Annotated in this window: 5 protein-coding genes; all 5 read right to left on the reverse strand. The window is 67.9% G+C overall.

Annotated features, from left to right (window positions below; all coding sequences use genetic code 11):
• Window positions 1-66: 66 nt before the first annotated feature.
• Window positions 67-1,788: a malto-oligosyltrehalose trehalohydrolase gene (gene treZ, locus AB0F51_RS06135; RefSeq protein WP_360274834.1), complete on the reverse strand. Its 1,722-nt coding sequence runs from the start codon at window positions 1,786-1,788 to the stop codon at window positions 67-69.
• Between the two features lie 3 nt (window positions 1,789-1,791).
• A complete protein-coding gene (treY, locus tag AB0F51_RS06140) occupies window positions 1,792-4,197 on the reverse strand; it encodes a malto-oligosyltrehalose synthase (RefSeq protein ID WP_360274837.1) in 2,406 nt (801 codons plus the stop codon).
• On the reverse strand, window positions 4,194-6,311 hold the full coding sequence (gene glgX, locus AB0F51_RS06145) for a glycogen debranching protein GlgX (RefSeq protein ID WP_360274840.1): 2,118 nt from the start codon (window positions 6,309-6,311) through the stop codon (window positions 4,194-4,196). The genes treY and glgX overlap by 4 nt, the downstream gene beginning before the upstream one ends.
• A 112-nt stretch (window positions 6,312-6,423) precedes the next feature.
• Window positions 6,424-16,854: a calcium-binding protein gene (locus tag AB0F51_RS06150; RefSeq protein WP_360274843.1), complete on the reverse strand. Its 10,431-nt coding sequence runs from the start codon at window positions 16,852-16,854 to the stop codon at window positions 6,424-6,426.
• A gap of 181 nt (window positions 16,855-17,035) precedes the next feature.
• On the reverse strand, window positions 17,036-17,362 hold the full coding sequence (locus tag AB0F51_RS06155) for a hypothetical protein (RefSeq protein WP_360274846.1): 327 nt from the start codon (window positions 17,360-17,362) through the stop codon (window positions 17,036-17,038).
• Between the last annotated feature and the right edge of the window lie 22 nt (window positions 17,363-17,384).

Raw genomic sequence — 17,384 nt, forward strand, 5'->3', positions numbered from 1 at the left:
GACTTATCAACGAGCAAAGGCGTTACGGGCAGATTTCGTCAGGACGCTACGGTTCGCAGGAAACTTTCAGCCCGCGAAGATCGCCACGGTGCGACCCGCGAGCCGAACACCCTCCGTCACCACGGCGGCATCGCCGAACACCATCACCTGGTACGCCGGCGCGGCTGCCAACGGCACCACCACCTCGGTGTCGTCGAGGTTGACGATCACCCGCAGAGCCCCGCGGCGTACGACGAGCCACGAGTCGGCGTACGTCACGTCGACCGAGGAGAGCCGGTCATTGCGCAGATCCTCGTTGCGCGCCCGCAGCGCGATCAGATCCCGGTACCAGCGCAGTAACTCCGCATGCGGCGACTCGTCCAGTTCGGTCCAGTCGAGCACCGATGATCGCCACGTCTCCGGGTCCTGAGGGTCAGGAATCTCCTCCGCGTCCCACCCGTGCGCCGAGAACTCCCGCCGCCGCCCCTCCCGAACCGCCTGAGCCAACTCCGGCTCGGTGTGGTCGGTGAAGTATCGCCACGGCGTAGACGCACCCCACTCCTCACCCATGAACAACATCGGCGTGTACGGCGAAGTGAGAACCAAGGCCGCCCCGATCGCCAGCTGCCCCGGCGTCAGTGCCGGCCGGTCGCCGAGGGCGCGGTTGCCGACCTGGTCGTGGTTCGACGTGTAGGCGAGGAACTCCCAGCCGCTGTGCCGCTCAGGATCCACCGGCCGACCCCAGTCCTGCCCACGGAAGGTCGAGAACGACCCGTCATGCAGGAACACCTGAGTGAGCGTCTTGGCAAAGACAGCCGGATCGCCGAAGTCCACGTAGTACCCGGCGCGCTCGCCGGTCAGCAGAGTGTGCAGCGCGTGGTGGAAGTCGTCACTCCACTGCGCCGTCATCCCCAACCCACCGGCGCTCACCGGCTCGACCATGCGCGGATCGTTCAGATCGGACTCGGCCACCAACCCCAACGGCCGCCCCAAAGACGCGGACAGCTCAGCGGTCTCCACCGACAACTGCGCCAGCAAGTGCTGCGGACTGTCGTCAGCAAGAGCGTGGACTGCGTCCAGCCGCAACGCGTCGATGTGGAACTCCCGGAACCACCGCAACGCGTTGTCACAGATCCACCGCCGTACCTCGGAGCAACCGTCGTCGTCCAGGTTGACCGCCGGACCCCACGGCGTCGTGTGCTTGTCGGTGAAGTACGGCCCGAACGAATCCAGGTAGTTCCCGCTGGGCCCGAGATGGTTGTAGACCACGTCCAGACACACAGCCAGCCCGACCGCATGACAACGATCCACAAACCGCTGCAGCTCCCCAGGCCCGCCGTACGGCTCGTGTACTGCGTAGAGGTCGACCCCGTCGTACCCCCACCCGTGCCGACCGGGGAAGGCCGCAACCGGCATCAGCGAGACAACCTCAACCCCCAATGCCACAAGGTAATCCAGGTGCTCAGCCGCGGCCTCCAACGTCCCCTCAGGGGTGAACGTCCCCAGGTGCAGCTCGTAGAACACAGCACCCCGCACATCACGCCCAGCCCACCCAGCGTCCGTCCACGCGTACAGCGAGGAGTCAAACACCCGGCTGAACCCATGCACCCCGTCAGGCTGCCAAGCACTCCGGGGATCCGGCATCGGCTCACTACCGTCGACCGAGAACGCGTAGGAAGTCCCATGCCCCGCCTCGGCAACCGACAGCTCCCACCACCCACCGTCACCCCGCCGCATCTCCGAAGAGCCGTCCTCGAGTACCAGCGAGACGGCGGACGCGGCAGGAGCCCAGACAGTGAAGGTGTGCACGCATCAGCTCCTAGCGAGTAGCGCTACGGGTAGGTCGGCTAGTAGGTCGTGGATCCGAGCCGCTCCACTACCCACAGAGCGCCCGGTCAACACGTCCTTCCAGTCACCGTCCGGCAGTACTACGGTGCTGTCGCCCCAGCCGCCCAGCCGGTGCAGAGCGACCGGCAGTCGCGTTGCGATCGTCAGGACGTCATCACCACGGCTGAAGGCCACTGCGTGACCGTTAGAAGTGGGCAGCGGCGTGTAGCTGCCCGCAAAAGCCGCAGGGTTCTGCCGCCGCAGGCGAAGCGCCCGGGACGTCACCAGCAGCTTCTCCTCGGCCAGCCCGCGCGGATGGGCACCACTGTCCAGCCTGGCCAGCTGCTCGATCCGCTGTCCGTAGTCGACGGGCCGACGGTTGTCCGGATCGACCAGTGAGAGGTCCACGAGCTCAGTGCCCTGGTAGACGTCGGGCACGCCCGGCATGGTCAGCTGCACCAGCTTCTGCCCGAGTGTCGCCGCCCGGATGTACTCCCGCTGCCCATCCGCAAACCGCCCGATCGCCGCGAGCACAGCCTGGTCGCCCAGCACTCCGCTGATGAACGACGCGACATGCCCCTCGTACTCCTCGTCCGCCGACGTCCAACTCGTGTGCCGCTTGGCCTCCCGCACCGCCTTCAGCACATACGCCTGCAGCCGGTCTTCCGCGATCGGCCCGTCGTCCCAGGTGCCGAAGAGCGTCTGCCAGATCAGGTACTCCGTGCTGCCGTCCAGCTCCGCGTCGCGATGCAACTCGGCCAGGGACCGCCACGAGCGGACAGCCTCGGTCCAGGCAGCCGGCTGCTCCGACAGCACGCCCAGTCGCGCCCGAACGTCCTCGGACCGCTTCGTGTCGTGCGTGGACAGGGTGGTCATCGTCCGCGGCCAGCGATCGTTCAGCCGGGCGGCAAAGGCGTGGAACTCCTCCGGCGACACCCCGAAGTGCTCCGGGTCCCCACCGACCTCGTTCAACGACGTGAGCCGGAACCAGCGGTAGAAGGCGGTGTCCTCGATCCCCTTCGCCATCACCGGTCCGCAGGTCTGCTGGAACCGCACGATGAGCTCATGCCGCGCGTCCTCGTCGATACGGCTCGCAGTACCGGCCTCGCGGCCCAGTAGCAGGTCGCGGACGAGCTCCAGCGTCTCCTGCTGGTCCTCGTCCAGGTTGCGCCGGGCCCGCTCGGTCGCCTGCTCCAACGCTCGGACAGCGGTCGGATCAGGCTGCTCACCCGGTACGACGTAGGCCCGGTACCGGTCGAAGTTCACCAGCAGCTCGACAACCACCAGGTGGAACGCCCGGCGAGTGTGGTCGCGCAGCCGCACATCGTCCTGGCAGATACGCGCCAGGAGCTCCACCAGCCGGTGCACCTCGGCGTACTGGCCGTGTTTCACCACCTCGCGCTTGGCCTGCTCCACGACCGGCGCGAAGTCGGCCGGCTCGCCCGTGAGCTCCGAGTGGAAGGCAGACAGCGGTGCGGCGCCGGCGGGGTCGACGAAGAGCCCACCGACGCGCAGGAGAGCGTCGTACCCGGTGGTGCCCGCGCACGGCCAGTCCCCCGGCAGTTCCTCGTCACCTTCGAGGATCTTCTCCACTACGACCCAGGCACCGCCCGTACGCTCGGCCAGGCGACGCAGGTAGCCGCGTGGGTCGGCCAGGCCGTCCGGGTGGTCGATACGGAATCCGTTGAGCTTGCCCTCGTGCACCAACGAGAACAGCAGCTCGTGGGTAGCCTCGAAGACCGCCTGGTTCTCCACTCGGACCGCAGCCAGCGTGTCGACGTCGAAGAAGCGCCGGTAGTTCAGCTCCTCGTCCGCGACCCTCCAGTGCGCCAGCCGGTACCACTGCTCGGTCACCAGCTCGGCGATCGGCAGGTTCTCCGTCCCTGGGCGCAGCGGGAACTCGTGGTCGTAGTACCGGAGTACGTCTCCGTCCACGGACAGCTCGCCGTCGGCCAGGACCTTCCCGATCCGCTGGCCGAGTACTGCCATCAGCAGGGGCTGGTTGCCCGCTCCCCAGTCGACGTCGAACCACTCGGCATACGGTGAGCCCGGGCCGTCCCGTAGTACCGACCACAGAGCCGTGTTGAGCCGAGCAGGAGTCGGCACAGCGACATGATTCGGTACTACGTCCGCGATCGCCCCCATCCGGTGGTCCGCCAGGCTCGTGGCGAGCCGGTCGAAGGCAGGGCGCCCACCGGCCGGCTCGGACAGCCTGCTGTGGTCCACGACGTCGTACCCGTGCGTGGAGCCGGGCGCGGCCTGCAGGATCGGGGACAGGTAGACGTGCGAGACCCCGAGGTCGTGCAGGTACGGAACGACCTCGGCAGCGGCATCGAAGCCGAAGTCGGCCCGCACCTGGAGTCGGTAGGTGGCCTGTGGGACCGCCGTCACTGCGACGCCTGTCGGGGCCGGGTGAGGACCAGTGTGCCGCGGGCCTCGATCCGGATCGTGCTGCCCGCCGCGTGCTCCTCATCGCCGTGGACGCCGGTGGGAGTCGTGGTGTCGACCACTACCGTCCAGGACTCGCCGTACTCCTTCGAGGGCAGCAGGAAGTCCAGCGGCTGGTAGTCGCTGTTCAGCAGGATCAGGAACGAGTCGTCCACCACCGGCTGGCCACGCGGGTCGGGCTCGGAGATCGCGTCGCCGTTGAGGAACACGGCCACCGCCCGGGCGTCGTCCCGGCTCCAGTCGCCGTCCTGCATCTCCTTGCCGTTCGGGCTGAACCAGACCAGGTCACCGAGCCCGTCGACGCCGGTGTCGCCGTGGAAGAAGCGGCGGCGGCGTAGTACCGGGTGTTCGTGGCGGAGCCGGACCAGGCGGCGGGTGAAGGTCAGCAGGTCCTTCTGCGACTGCGTGAGGTCCCAGTCCACCCAGGCCAGCTCGTTGTCCTGGCAGTAGACGTTGTTGTTTCCGCTCTGCGTCCGGCCCAGCTCGTCGCCGTGCGCAATCATCGGCACGCCCTGCGAGATCAGCAGGGTGGTCAGGAAGTTGCGCTGCTGCCGGCCGCGCAACTCCAGGACGGCCGGGTCGTCGGTCGAGCCTTCGGCGCCACAGTTCCAGGACCGGTTGTGGCTCTCGCCGTCGTTGCCGCCCTCGCCGTTGGCCTCGTTGTGCTTGTCGTTGTACGAGACCAGGTCGCGCAGGGTGAACCCGTCGTGGGCGGTGATGAAGTTGATGCTGGCGATCGGGCGCCGGCCGTCGTCCTGGTACAGGTCGGACGAGCCTGTCAGCCGGGAGGCGAACTCGGCCAGCGTGTACTTCTCGCCGCGCCAGAAATCCCGCACGGTGTCGCGGTACTTCCCGTTCCACTCGGTCCACAGCGGCGGGAAGTTGCCGACCTGGTAGCCGCCGTCGCCGACGTCCCACGGCTCGGCGATCAGCTTCACCTGGCTCACCACCGGGTCCTGCTGGACCAGGTCGAAGAAGGCCGACAGCCGGTCCACTTCATGGAACTGGCGGGCCAGCGTGGCGGCCAGATCGAACCGGAACCCGTCCACGTGCATCTCGGTCACCCAGTACCGCAGCGAGTCCATGATCAGCTGCAGCACGTGCGGGTGCCGCATCAACAGACTGTTACCGGTACCGGTCGTGTCGTAGTAGTGCGACTTGTCCGAGTCCACCAGCCGGTAGTACGCCGCGTTGTCGATCCCCTTGAACGACAACGTCGGGCCCATCTCGTTGCCCTCGGCGGTGTGGTTGTAGACCACGTCGAGGATCACCTCGATATCGGCCTCGTGCAGCGCCTGCACCATCGTCTTGAACTCGGTCACCTGCTGCCCACGCGTCCCGATCGACGAGTACGCGTTGTGCGGGGCGAAGAAGCCGATCGTGTTGTAACCCCAGTAGTTCGACAGTCCACGCTGCTGCAGGTGCCCGTCCTGGGCGAACTGATGCACCGGCATCAGTTCCACCGCGGTCACCCCGAGCTCCTTGAGGTGCTCGATGATCGCCGGGTGCGCCATCCCGGCGTACGTGCCGCGGATCTCCTCCGGCAACGCCGGGTGCGTCTCGGTCAGGCCCTTGACGTGCGCCTCGTAGATCACCGTCTCGTGGTAGGCGTGCCCCGGCGGCCGGTCGTTGCCCCAGTCGAAGAACGGGTTCGTCACCACCGACAACATGGTGTGCTCACGGTTGTCCATCGTGTTCAGCTCAGCCGGCTCACCGAACCGGTAGCTGAACAGCGACTCGTCGGCGTCGACCTGCCCGTCGATCGCCTTGGCGTACGGATCCAGCAACAGCTTCGACGGGTTGCACCGATGTCCGTTGGCCGGGTCGTACGGGCCGTGCACCCGGTACCCGTACCGCTGACCGGGCTGCACCGACGGCAGATAGGCGTGCCAGACGAACCCGTCCACCTCGGTCAGCTGGACCAGCTGCTCCGACCCGTCGTCGTCGATCAGTGCCAGGTCAACTTGTTCGGCAACCTCCGAGAACAGCGCGAAGTTCGTACCGGAGCCGTCGTACGTGGCTCCGAGGGGATAGGGACGACCAGGCCATTTCTGCACCCGACGACAGTAGCCACCCCAGGCCGTTGGTGCCGAACGGTGGTGCGTTTCGCCGGCCAGAGCCGGGGCAGAGCCGGGCCGGGCCGCCCCGCTAGGACGGCCCGGCCATCGCTCAGTCCGAGCAGGCCACCGGCTGGTCGAAGTGACCGGGCGTAGTCGGGTATGCCGGTCCCACCGCGTGCTCGTTGTAGTCCGGGTTGTACGCGAAGGCCAGCTCCCGGTACGCCGAGGTACCGGCTGTGGTGACGTCCGCGGCTGTCCGGCCGGCACCCGAGCCCCAGGCGACAGCGGTCAGGAAGCTGTGCATCGCCGGGGAGTGCTGCCGTACGTCGTTGAACCCGCCGTACGCCGCGTTGCAGTGGGTGTAGAGGTTGAACGCGCCGTTCCAGTCGATCAGCCGGTCGCCCGGGTTCGGGCCGTTCTCCGCGACGTCGGCCTGCATGACGTCGCGGTCCCAGCCGCCGTAGATCCAGTCCGTGCCCTGGTGGTGCTGGTTGTTGGCCAGGGTCTCCGGCGCGGCCGTGTCGTCGTCCTTGCCGGTCAGCTGGAACCACTCGCACGGGTCGACGGTGACGCCGGCCGTGGTGACCGGCCAGGCACCCGGTGCACAGTTGCCCGGGAAGGCGCCCCGCGGGTTGAAGTCGAGCAGGTCCGAGCCGGCCACGTCCTGCTTCGCCGGGTCGAACTCGCCGACGCCACCGAACACGTGGTCCAGGAACCGGTCGTTCGTACCGCGCGAGTCCGGGTCGAAGACGCCGTTGGTGAGACAGTCCGGCGTGGCCGCGTCCAGAGCCGGGTCACAGCCCTTGCCACCCCACAGCACGTCCTCACCGTCGCCGCCGAACACCTGGTCGCCGCCACTGTCGCCGTTGGCCAGGTCGTCCCCGTAGCCGGCGTGGACGTTGTCGGCGCCCGCACCGCCCCGCAGCCGGTCCCGGCCACCCACGGTGATCCCGTCGTGCGGCATCTCGGGCGAGGTCGACGTACCGATCCACTGGTCGCCGTCCACGTCGTGCTCGAGGTCCACCCGCCGGTCGTAGAGCCCGCGCCGGAGGCCGACGTAGGTCTCGGCCGGTGGCGAGTTCAGCGAGATGGTGAACTGCGCCGGTGCGTCACCGGTGTCGAGGTACTGGTTCACCACGCCACCGCGGTCGCCGAGGATCGCGTCCTCGCCGGCCTCACCGAACACGGTGTCGTCGCCGAGCTCGCCGTACAGGTCGTCGTCGTCCAGGCCGCCGTAGATGGTGTCGTCACCGTCCTGGCCCCAGACTCCGTCGTCACCGGCCTCGCCGTACAGGGTGTCGTTGCCGAAGGCTCCGGCGACCTCACAGGTCGCCTGTGCCTCGGTGCAGAACCGGGTACTCGGGTCACCGAGGTCCGGATCGTGGGTGCGCGCCACCGTGGCTCCGGCCGGCGGTGTGCCGTTCGGGTACCGGTCGGCGTAGACCCGCTCGGTCTGGCCGGTGATGGTCCGCATGAGCGAGCCGTTGTCACCCAGGACGACGTCGTCGGCGCCGTCGGCCTCGACCGTGTCCCCGGTGTCCCGGAAGCCCTTGGCCGAGCTGCCACCGATCAGGTCGTCCTGACCGTCCGGTGCGGACGCACCTTCCAGTACTGCGGCCGCACTCGGCGTACCTGGCCAACCTGGGTCGGCCAGCGGGGTCACCGTCGTAAACGGCGACTCCCCGGCCAGCGACAGGTCACCGCGCAGTACGTCGGCACCGCCGTTGCCCTCGACGTAGTCGGCGTGGGCCCCGCCGGAGACGAAGTCCCCGCCGTCCTGACCCCAGAGCGTGTCCACGCCCTCGCCGCCGGACAGCCGGTCTGCGCCGAAACGGTCGGCCGGTGCAGGGAGCAACTTGTTGGCACCGAGGTCGTACAGCTGGACGATCCGCCCTGCCATCGGAGTACCGGCCGCCTTGGTACCGAGCCGGACGGTCGCCCGGGTCGGGGTCTGGCCGGCGGCCGGCCGCAGGAGCTGACCGTTGTCACCGGTGACCACGTCGTCACCAGGACCACCGAAGATCGCATCGGCGGTGTCCGGCTGACCGGCACCGGCCGCCAACGGCGTCGAGCTACCACCGACCAGGTCGTCGTCGGCCAGGTCACCCTCGACCCAGTCGCTCGCCTGTCCGCCCTCGACGTAGTCGTCCTCGCCGTCGCCCTTGGCGCGGTCCTCGCCGCCCTGGCCGTACAGCACGTCCTGCCCGTCGCCACCGGACATCTGGTCGTTGCCAGACGTGTTGGCGGGCGGCGTCAGGCCCAGGTCGAGCAGCGTGACCGTGTGCCCGGAGGCGAAGCCGCGCTGCCTGGTCACCGGAGTCGTCGCGGCCGGGTCGCCGGTCAGAGCGAGTACCGCGTTGTCACCGGTCATCAGGTCCGGACCGGCGTCACCGAACAGCACGTCACCCGTGTCCGGACGACCCACACCGGCTTCCGCCTGCTCGAACGAGCCACCCGCGATGGCGTCCTCACCATCGTTGCCGTGGACAACATCCGATCCGTTGTTGCCTTCCAGGTGGTCGTTGTCCCCGTTGCCGTTCACGAGGTCGGCCCCCAACCCGCCGTACGCCGTGTCGTCGCCGTCACCACCGTTGATCCGGTCACCCGCTCCGGCCGTCGCGGGGGTCCCGTCGAGGTCGAGCGGGATCGCCGGTACGTCGTCCGGGTTCGCCGGGTCGTCCACGGTGCCGTTGTCGCCGATCAGCCGGTCGTTGCCGGTGTCGCCGTACAGGTCGTCGTCACCGTTGTCGGTCCGCCCGGCAGCACGGGTACCGCCGTAGACCAGGTCGTTGCCGGCTCCACCGGTCGCCCAGTCCTTGCCGTTGTTGCCCTCGATCACGTCAGCCTCGGTACCGCCGTACGCGACGTCGTCACCGGTGTTGCCGAAGGCCTGGTCGAGCCCAGCATCGCCGTACAGGACGTCGTTCTCCGCGCCGCCCCAGAGCCGGTCGGCGTCGCCGCCACCGCGCAGTACGTCCTTGCCTTGCTGGCCACAGGCAAGGTCGTTGCCTCCGGCAAGCTCAGCCAGGTCGTTCGCGCCACCGGCCGAGACGGTGTCGATGCCCGCGCCGCCGAGGATCCGGTCGTTGCCGTCACCGGTGCCGGCGCTGGTGCTCTCCTCCACCGGGTCGGACGTCACGGTTGCTCCCGGCTTGCAGAGCTCGTCGTCGATCCGCTTGTCACCGAACATCTTCGCCGGACCGTCGCCACCGACCAGGTGGTCGTTGCCCAGGCCACCGACCAGCGTCTTCGCGTTGGACGGTACGCCGGCCGGCAGTGGCAGCTTCGTCACGTTCCTGGTCGCGCCGAACCCGTCATTGGGTCCGTCGGCGGCACTGACCTCGGCCGGTTCGGCGATGACGTAGTCGTCACCCGGACCGCCGTACACCTCGTCGGTTCCGTAGCCGCCGAGCAGGATGTCCCGACTGCCGCCACCGATCAGTTTCGCGGTCTGGTCACCCTGTGAGTGGCTGGTGATGTTCTCGAAGCCCTGGCTGCCCCAGACCTTGTCGCTCCCGGTGCCGGTGTCGACGGTGTTCGTCGCCGGGTCGGTCCCGACCTTGTCCTCCGGGCCGGCCTCGTCGACCCCGAACTCCTCCTCGGCCGCGGTGAAGATCCGGTCCGCGTTCGAACCACCGGTGATCCGGTCGTTGCCCTGGTTGCCGACGATCGTGTTGACGCCGGCCTTCAGCGCGCCGTCCGGCTGGTCGGCCGCGACGCCGATCTTGTCGGCGCCGCTGTTGCCGACGGCCTTGTTGGTCCCGAGACCGAGCCCGATCGTGTCGTCACCCGGGTTGGCCCCCTCGGCCTGCGTGGTCGGGTTCGCGATCGACTCCCAGTTGAACACCTGGGTCAGGTCCGAAGTACCGCCGCCGTCCTGGGCGTTGTGCGTCACCTTGCGGTCCTTGCGGGCCGAGCCCAGCGACGCGTCGCCGGCCACCAGGTTGTCGCCGTTGCCCACGGTGATGGTGTCCTTGCCCGGACCACCGGCCACCATGGCCTTGGAGGTCGCGCCACCGGTGTCGCCGGTGACGATGATGTCGTCGCCACCGCGACCGTCGACGTACGAGAGACCGCGTCCGGTGGTGATCACGTCGGCGGCGTTGCCACCGATCACCACGGCGTCCTTGTCGTAGACCGCCGGGGTCTTGCCCGCGCTGTCGCCGGTCTCCTTCTTGCCGTCGCCGATGAAGGTGATGTTCATCGGTTTGCCGTAGCCCTCACCGTCGACGACCACGCGCTTGAGGTTCGGGTCGAGGTACTCGCGCCGCTCGCCGAGCATCTCCACCGAGAACCCGTCGAAGTCGCCGTTCGCACCGGTCGCGTCACCAGGCTTCTGCGCGTAGTGCAGGGAGACGACCTTCACCGTGTCCTTCTCCACCGCCGCGGCCTCGTTGCCCCACGGATCGCCGCGCTGGGCGTTCTTGCCGAACTGACCGGCGAAGACCACCACGGTGTCGCCGACCGCGCCGCCGAGTTTCGGCGGTGGCGGTTCACAGTCGGGTTTCACCGAGAAGTCGAGCAGCGTCACATCGGCCAGCGTGAAGCTGAACGAGACCGAGAAGATGCTGACCCCGATGGTGATGTAGACCCGCAGGAACAACGACAACCGGCCGCTCATCGTGAACAGGCACATCGGGTTGTTCAGGGCGGCGTGCAGGAACTCGCTGACCCGGAACTTGCCGTCGTCGTTCGGGTCGTTCCAGTAGAAGCCGATGGTCAGCCGCAGACCACCCTCGATCCCGACCGTGATGATCACCGCACTGACCGCGGCGCCGGCCGCGATCTCACCGGTCAGCTGGACCACCGGGATCGGCGTACCGGCGTCGTCGACGGTCTTGAAGAACAGTCCGTCCATCACGTCGACCGCGTCCACCGGCGCGCCGTTCTGGGCCGCCTCGACCGCCTTGCGGATGCCGTAGGTGTCCAGGCCGGCGACGATCCGCAGGCTCACGCTCGCCGATCCGGCCAGCGTGACGAACACCGGCGGCGGCGCGTAGACCGGCCCGAAGGACTGCCGCCAGCTGAAGCCGAGCGTCAGCGGGCCGGAGTCGAACTCGACCAGCGTGACGTCGCCGCCCATCAGCAGGTTGAACGCCTTGGCCGGCTCGTCGAGGATCGGGAACTTGAAGCCCGACTTCTCCGCGTCGCCCTTGGCCGGCGCCAGGCCGGTGCCGCCGAAGATCGGGTTGTCGCCCGCGGCCGGGTTCTCGTTCTTGCCGTTGAGGTTGCTCTTCACCTCGGTGCCGGACTTCGCGTTCACCGCCTTGTACATCTTGTCCGCGGTGGTCGGCGAGTTGCTGGTGTCGAGCGCCTTGTCACCGGCGATCTCGAAGTCGCCCAGTGGGACGTAACAGTCGTTGTCCACGTCCGGACTGCAACTGGGCAATCGGTTGATGAACTCGATCACCGACTTGATCGTGTCGACGAAGTCGAGTCTCGGTCCGCCGGCCAGCGTGCTGAACGACTTGGCCAGCGTCATCAACGTGACGTCGTCACCACCGGCCATCCGGCTCAGGTCGGACAGCACCGGGATCGGCGCGTACAGCGTGTCCATCACCGGCTGCAGCGGTCCCGTGACCCGCTTCATCTCCTTGACCACGTCACCGAGCAGCCCTTCGAAGAAGCTGCCGGCACTGATCCCGACGTCCTTGAAGGCGATGTACGGCGCACCCGAGTCCTGTGGCGCCTTGTTGTCGAAGGCCCAGGTGAGCTGGAAGTTCGCCCTGACTCCCGGGAAGGCGGAGTCCACCTGCGCTTCGACGATCCAGTCGATCGTGAACCCGCCGGCCAGCGAGACCCCGAACAGCTCGCCGCCCTTGCCGAGATCGGTGAACTTGATCTTCGCCGTCTCGTCCGCGGTACAGGCGGCCTCGTCGCCCTTGAAGCAGCTGTTCTCGCCGGGCGCCTTCAGGTCGATCTGAAACGCGCCGGCGAACAAGGACTTGCTCGCGTCGTGGCCCGTACCGGTCGCCTTGTCGACATTGATCTTGATGAAGGCGAGCTCGGCGACCATCGTGTCCGGCAGGTCGAAGGCGAGGCCGACCTGCAGCTCGGGCAGCGCCTTGTTGTCCGGACCCCAGCCGTCGTGGGTGTTGATGAAGAAGCCGTCGGCCTTGGTCAGCCCGAGCTTGAAGTGCAGCGCGAAACCGGCGTCGACGGTGATGCCCTCGGTGCCGTCCTTGCCCTGCCGCAACGCCAGACCCGGGATGCCGATGTCCAGCGGCAGCGAGGTGTGGAAGCACGGCTTCGGTGCGCCGGTGTTCTCACAACCCTTGGCCGAGCTCACCTTGCCGCGCTGGGCGGTGAACTCCAGGAACACCCCGGCGATGTCGCTGATCCCGCAGATCTCGAGATCGGGTGCCTGGGTCGCCGCGGTGTAGTCGGTCGCGGTGTCGGCGCCCTTGTCGTCGTAGACCAGCGCGTTGCCGACCTTCTTGACCAGCTTGAACGCCGAGTCGCCGGGCGCCTTGCGCAGTACCTTGTAGCCGGTCGCGTTCGGCACCGAGGCCCAGGTGACGTGGTTGAAGTTGGTGGTGTCCAGCGTCGCGGCGCCCTTGGCCGTCTGGCCCGGATCGCTGGGGATCGTGTCGTCGGCCGTGCCGTCGCCGATCCCCTGATACGCGACCACCTTGTACTCGTACGTCGCAGTACCGACGTCTGCCGGGTTCTCCTTCACCGTCGGCGCAGCGGCCTGGGCCAGCGTCGCGGAGCAGTCGAAGTCGACAGTCACCTCAGTAGCGGCGATCTGTACTTCGGCGAGCGCTGCCGCGAGCTTGGTGTTGATGAAGTCCTTGAACTCCTTGGAGTTCGCGGGCCGGCCGCCACCGGGCAGTTCGTTCCAGATCGAGCTGCGCAGCTTGGTCCGCAGGTCCCCGATGAAGTCCGCACCCTGCTGCAGGTCCTCACCGATCAGCGGGAGCTTGCCCTGGAAGCTGGCGGTCCGGAAGGCCTGCTCGATCGCGGCGAGGTAGCCCTCCAGCCCGTCGCCGAAGTTCTTGAAATCGAGCAACGCGTCGGCCAGCCGCTGACCGAGGTCCGCGGGCAGCTCCAGTTCCTTCTTGGCCGAGTCCGCACCGGGCAGGTTGTCGTCGAGATCGACCAGGTCGGCCGGGTTCGTCGAGTCGGGAACCCGCAAGGCGATCTGGCCGATCGGCACCCAGCCGTTGTCCGCGCCGGAGTTGTTCAGGTAGATCGGCAGGCTGCCGCAGACCATCAGCGGTGTTTCCAGCGTCTCGCCACAGCTGACGGTTCCGTTGGTGGCGTTGAAGTTCACGCCGACCGCACCGATGAAGTCGCTGAACGAGACCGGAGTGTCCGCGGTCGCGCCGGACTTGGCCAAGGCGATGCTGAGGTCGGCCCTGGCCTGTGCCTTCTCGGCGTCCGGCGCGCCCGCAGTCGGGTTGCCCAGGGCAATGGACAGCGGACCCACCACGCCCCGGACGATGCCGTTCTTCAACTCGGCCTTCGCGCCCACGCTGATCGAGGAGTCCTCCAGCACCCTCAGCGCCGCGCCGTCTGCCGGACCTTCGCCGGCCGCCAGCGGGATGACCAGGCCGACCTTGACCCGGCCGTCCACGGTCACCTGGGCCATCCCGGTGGCCTGCGCTCCGGCGAAGGTCTGGTCGCCGCCATTGAAGTTGCCCAAGGCAAGCTTGATCGGCGAGGCCGCGCGGTACCCACGCTTCCAGTCGACGTCGAGCACCAGGTTCGGCTTGCCGTCCTTCTCCAGGTAGCGGAACTTCACGCTGTCGGTGCCGAGACCCTTGTTCAGCAGCTTGACGGCGTCCTGGATGTTGTCCGGCGTGTTCGCCAGCAACTGGTCGGTGACGTCGTCCAGCGCCGAGCGCATCATGTACGGCGTACCGGCGGCCGGCGCCGACTCCCAGTTCTTGGTCAGCGTCATGGTTTTACCGTCGGCCGACACGGCCTGGATGATCCCGATCTGCGTGCCGACCACGATCGAGCGGCCGACCAGCGCGGGCGTGAACAAGTTGCCGTCGGCCCTGGTGTTGTCGACTACGGTGTTCGGGCCGTAGCTGACGCCGGTTCCGGCGTTCGACTCGTCGCTCACCAGCAGGTCCCGCAGCGACTTGCCGAGGCCCGGGATGTCCTTGTCGAAGACGCCGCCACCGGCGGACGGGTTCGACTCCGCGAGCTGCTTCGACAGCGTCTGCAGGGTCTTGATCAGCGCGGTGAACAACGCCTTCGGGTCGTCCTTGTCGAAGTCCAGCTTGAAGATCTCGGCCAGGTCGGAGGTGTCGAGGTCGACCGATGTCGGGTCGGTCAGGTCGCCCCACTTCGCGGTCAGCTTGGTGGTCGCACCGGCCGGGAGGAACTGCGCCGCTTCGGGGACGGCAACCGTCAGATCGCCGTACGCGCGGACGTTCGTGTCGATGTCGAGCAGGTTCTGCGGTCCGGACACGAGTTGCTTGAACAGCTCGGACAGCCGCAGGTCGTGTTGTGCGTCGCCCTGTTGTTTCAGGCCGACGGAGAGCATGTGGCTGGACGGTGTACCGGCCGGGCAGGTGTCGCCGAGGTCGGAGTTGCAGACCTTCAGCTGACCGGTCAGGTGCACCTTGAAGAAGCCCGCGTTGGCGGTCAGGTCGACGGCCGTGTCGATCGCGAGGTCCGCGCTGAACAGCGAGCCACCGGTCCGGATCATCACCCGGTCGGTGTTCAGCGGCAGCGACGGTACGACGATGTCGAGCGGGCCGTCGCTCTGGGTGAACGGGCAGGCCTTGGTGCTGCCGAGGAAGCCGTTGCAGTCGGCACCGGTCTTCGGGTCCTGCAGATCCAGCACCAAGGTGACCGACGCTGCGAAGGACGGCTTGACCTTCGCGAACGTCTGCTCGGCGTTGGCGTTGACGATCCCATGGCCGCCGGAGTCGATCTTGTTCGCGAATGTCACCGCACCGACATGCGGCTCCGCCCCGGCGATAACGTACGGCGAATTGACGCCCGGCTGACCACCGGCCCAGTCGGCCTTCAGCGTGATCGTGCTGGCGTCATTGCTGGCCACCTCACCGGCGGAGGTACCCGCCACCACCCGGCGACCGACCCACTGGTTCACGGCCCAGCCGGCGCCCGCGACAGTCAACGTCTTCGGCCCGTACGACGCGGTCTTGCCGGACGCCTCGATGCTCACCGGGTCGAGCTCGACCGGGGTGCCCGGCGCGGCCTTCGTCATCCCCAGGGTGAGAGACAGCTTGCTGGTGGCAACATCCCAGACCAGGTTGCTCAGCGAGATGTCCGAGGCGTCGTCGAGCTTCTTGAGCAGGTCCTGCAACGAGGTGAAGGTCGGCTTGCCCGCCTGCGCCGGGTCCTGGCCCGCGTAGTTGGGATCGGTCGGCCCGGGCACGGTGTTCTTGGCCAGGAAGTCCTTCAGGACGGCGTTGATCTGGATCGCGTCGGCCAGCGTGCCCTTCATGAACGGCAGGTCCAGGTCGCCGATCGTCGGCAACGGTCCTTCCTTGTCCGGGTCGTACTTCGCCTTCTGGATCGCGGTCAGCGTGGCGACCACCTGGGCCAGGCCCTCGGCGAGATCCTGCAGGCTCATGTTCTGGAACCGGCCGACGGTGCTGGCGAGATCGGGAGCGGTGACTGCCGGCGTACCGGTGCCGATGTCGTTCCAGTCGACCTTGACCGTCGCGCTGATGTCGCTCGGCAGGGCAGCCGGGATTCCTGCCGCCGCGGCGCCGAGCTGGAAGGTCGCGTGCACGGAACCGCGCGAGCCGGCGTCGGAGGCGTCGATCGGCTGGGACCCCTCGGGGTCGAGCCCGACGGTGACCAGGCCGTCGAGCGACCCGGCCTGGGCCAGCTCGCCGTTACCGCTGAAGAAGAGCTTGCCGTCGTTGTCGGGGTCGCTGACCGTACCGACGAAGTGGGCGTCCAGGTCGAGCGAGGAACCGGTCAGCGAGACGCCGAGGATGCCGATCGCGGCCTTCGCGCTCGCGTTCTCGATTCCGGCGTGGACGTCCACGTCGAGTCGCGGCGTACTGGCCGAGCGGACCAGGTACACCTTGTCGTCACCGGTGCCGGTCCAGACGACGCTGAGGGCGAACCGCGACTTCAAGCCGACGGTGACGCCGTCGGAGACCGACAGTTCCACCTTCGGTGAGGCGTTGCTGAGCCGCAGGTCCTGGCCGGTGGCCGTCTTGTCGACGGTGGCGACGATGTCGAGCTTCTTGCCGTTGCCGAGGTCACTCACCGAGGTCTTCAGGTGGCCGGCCCGGCCGCCGTCGATGGTGATGTCCTTGTCGACCTCGAGATCCCCGAAGTCCGTTGCCGACTGCAACTCGTCGGTGATCGCCTTCGCGAACAGGTCGTTGACGCCGAGCAAACCACCCGGACTCGCGCCGACCAGTGGCAACGGTTCCTTCAGCTTGTCGACGGCAGCGAGCCCGGAGGTCCAGGCGGCCAGGCTGTCCGGCGCACCCCCGACTCCCAGCAGGCCGAGCAGATCACCCACGCCGTCCTCGGCCGCACGGGCTTTTGGAGCGGTGTAGACGAGCATGCCCACCAGCAAACTGATGGCCACGGCAACCGAAACAAGGCGTGACGAACCGACGCGCAACAACCCCATAGGACACCCCCGCGGCCCCGGGCCCGCGCTCCCCCCACGGTAGCGCGACGGGCGACCCCCCAGCCGCTGCCGAAAAAGGTAAGCGACACAGAGTAGTCGCGCAATACCTCAGATCAACTTGCCCGTTCCGGCCAAGTCAATCGCCTTCGAGATGCAACTCCGTCGACGGTTCCGCGGCACACCACTCAGCCAGCCTGCGAACCTCCGCCAACACGCCCCGCTGAGGCTCCGCCGCCCGCCCCCACTCAACCTCCACCTCAGCGATGAACTGCGGCATCTCCTCCCCGGTCAGCACGAGATCGCCATACGGATCCACCCGACTCAACATCGGCAACCCACTGCCCGCACAGACTCCCGCAAACACGTCAGCCTCGTCCAGCACGACATCAAGCTGGGTCAGCCGGCGCTTCTTCGGACTCGTCCCAGCCCGGCCGACCCGCTTCAACACCACATCTACGCCCATGCCGACAGCACCCTACGTCCCT

Origin of the sequence: Kribbella sp. NPDC023855 (assembly GCF_040639475.1) — a bacterium.
Classification (GTDB): domain Bacteria; phylum Actinomycetota; class Actinomycetes; order Propionibacteriales; family Kribbellaceae; genus Kribbella.

Bases quoted from the DNA above. Each gene is read 5' to 3' on its own strand.
- AB0F51_RS06155 (WP_360274846.1), bottom strand. From the start codon at position 17,362: ATGGGCGTAGATGTGGTGTTGAAGCGGGTCGGCCGGGCTGGGACGAGT.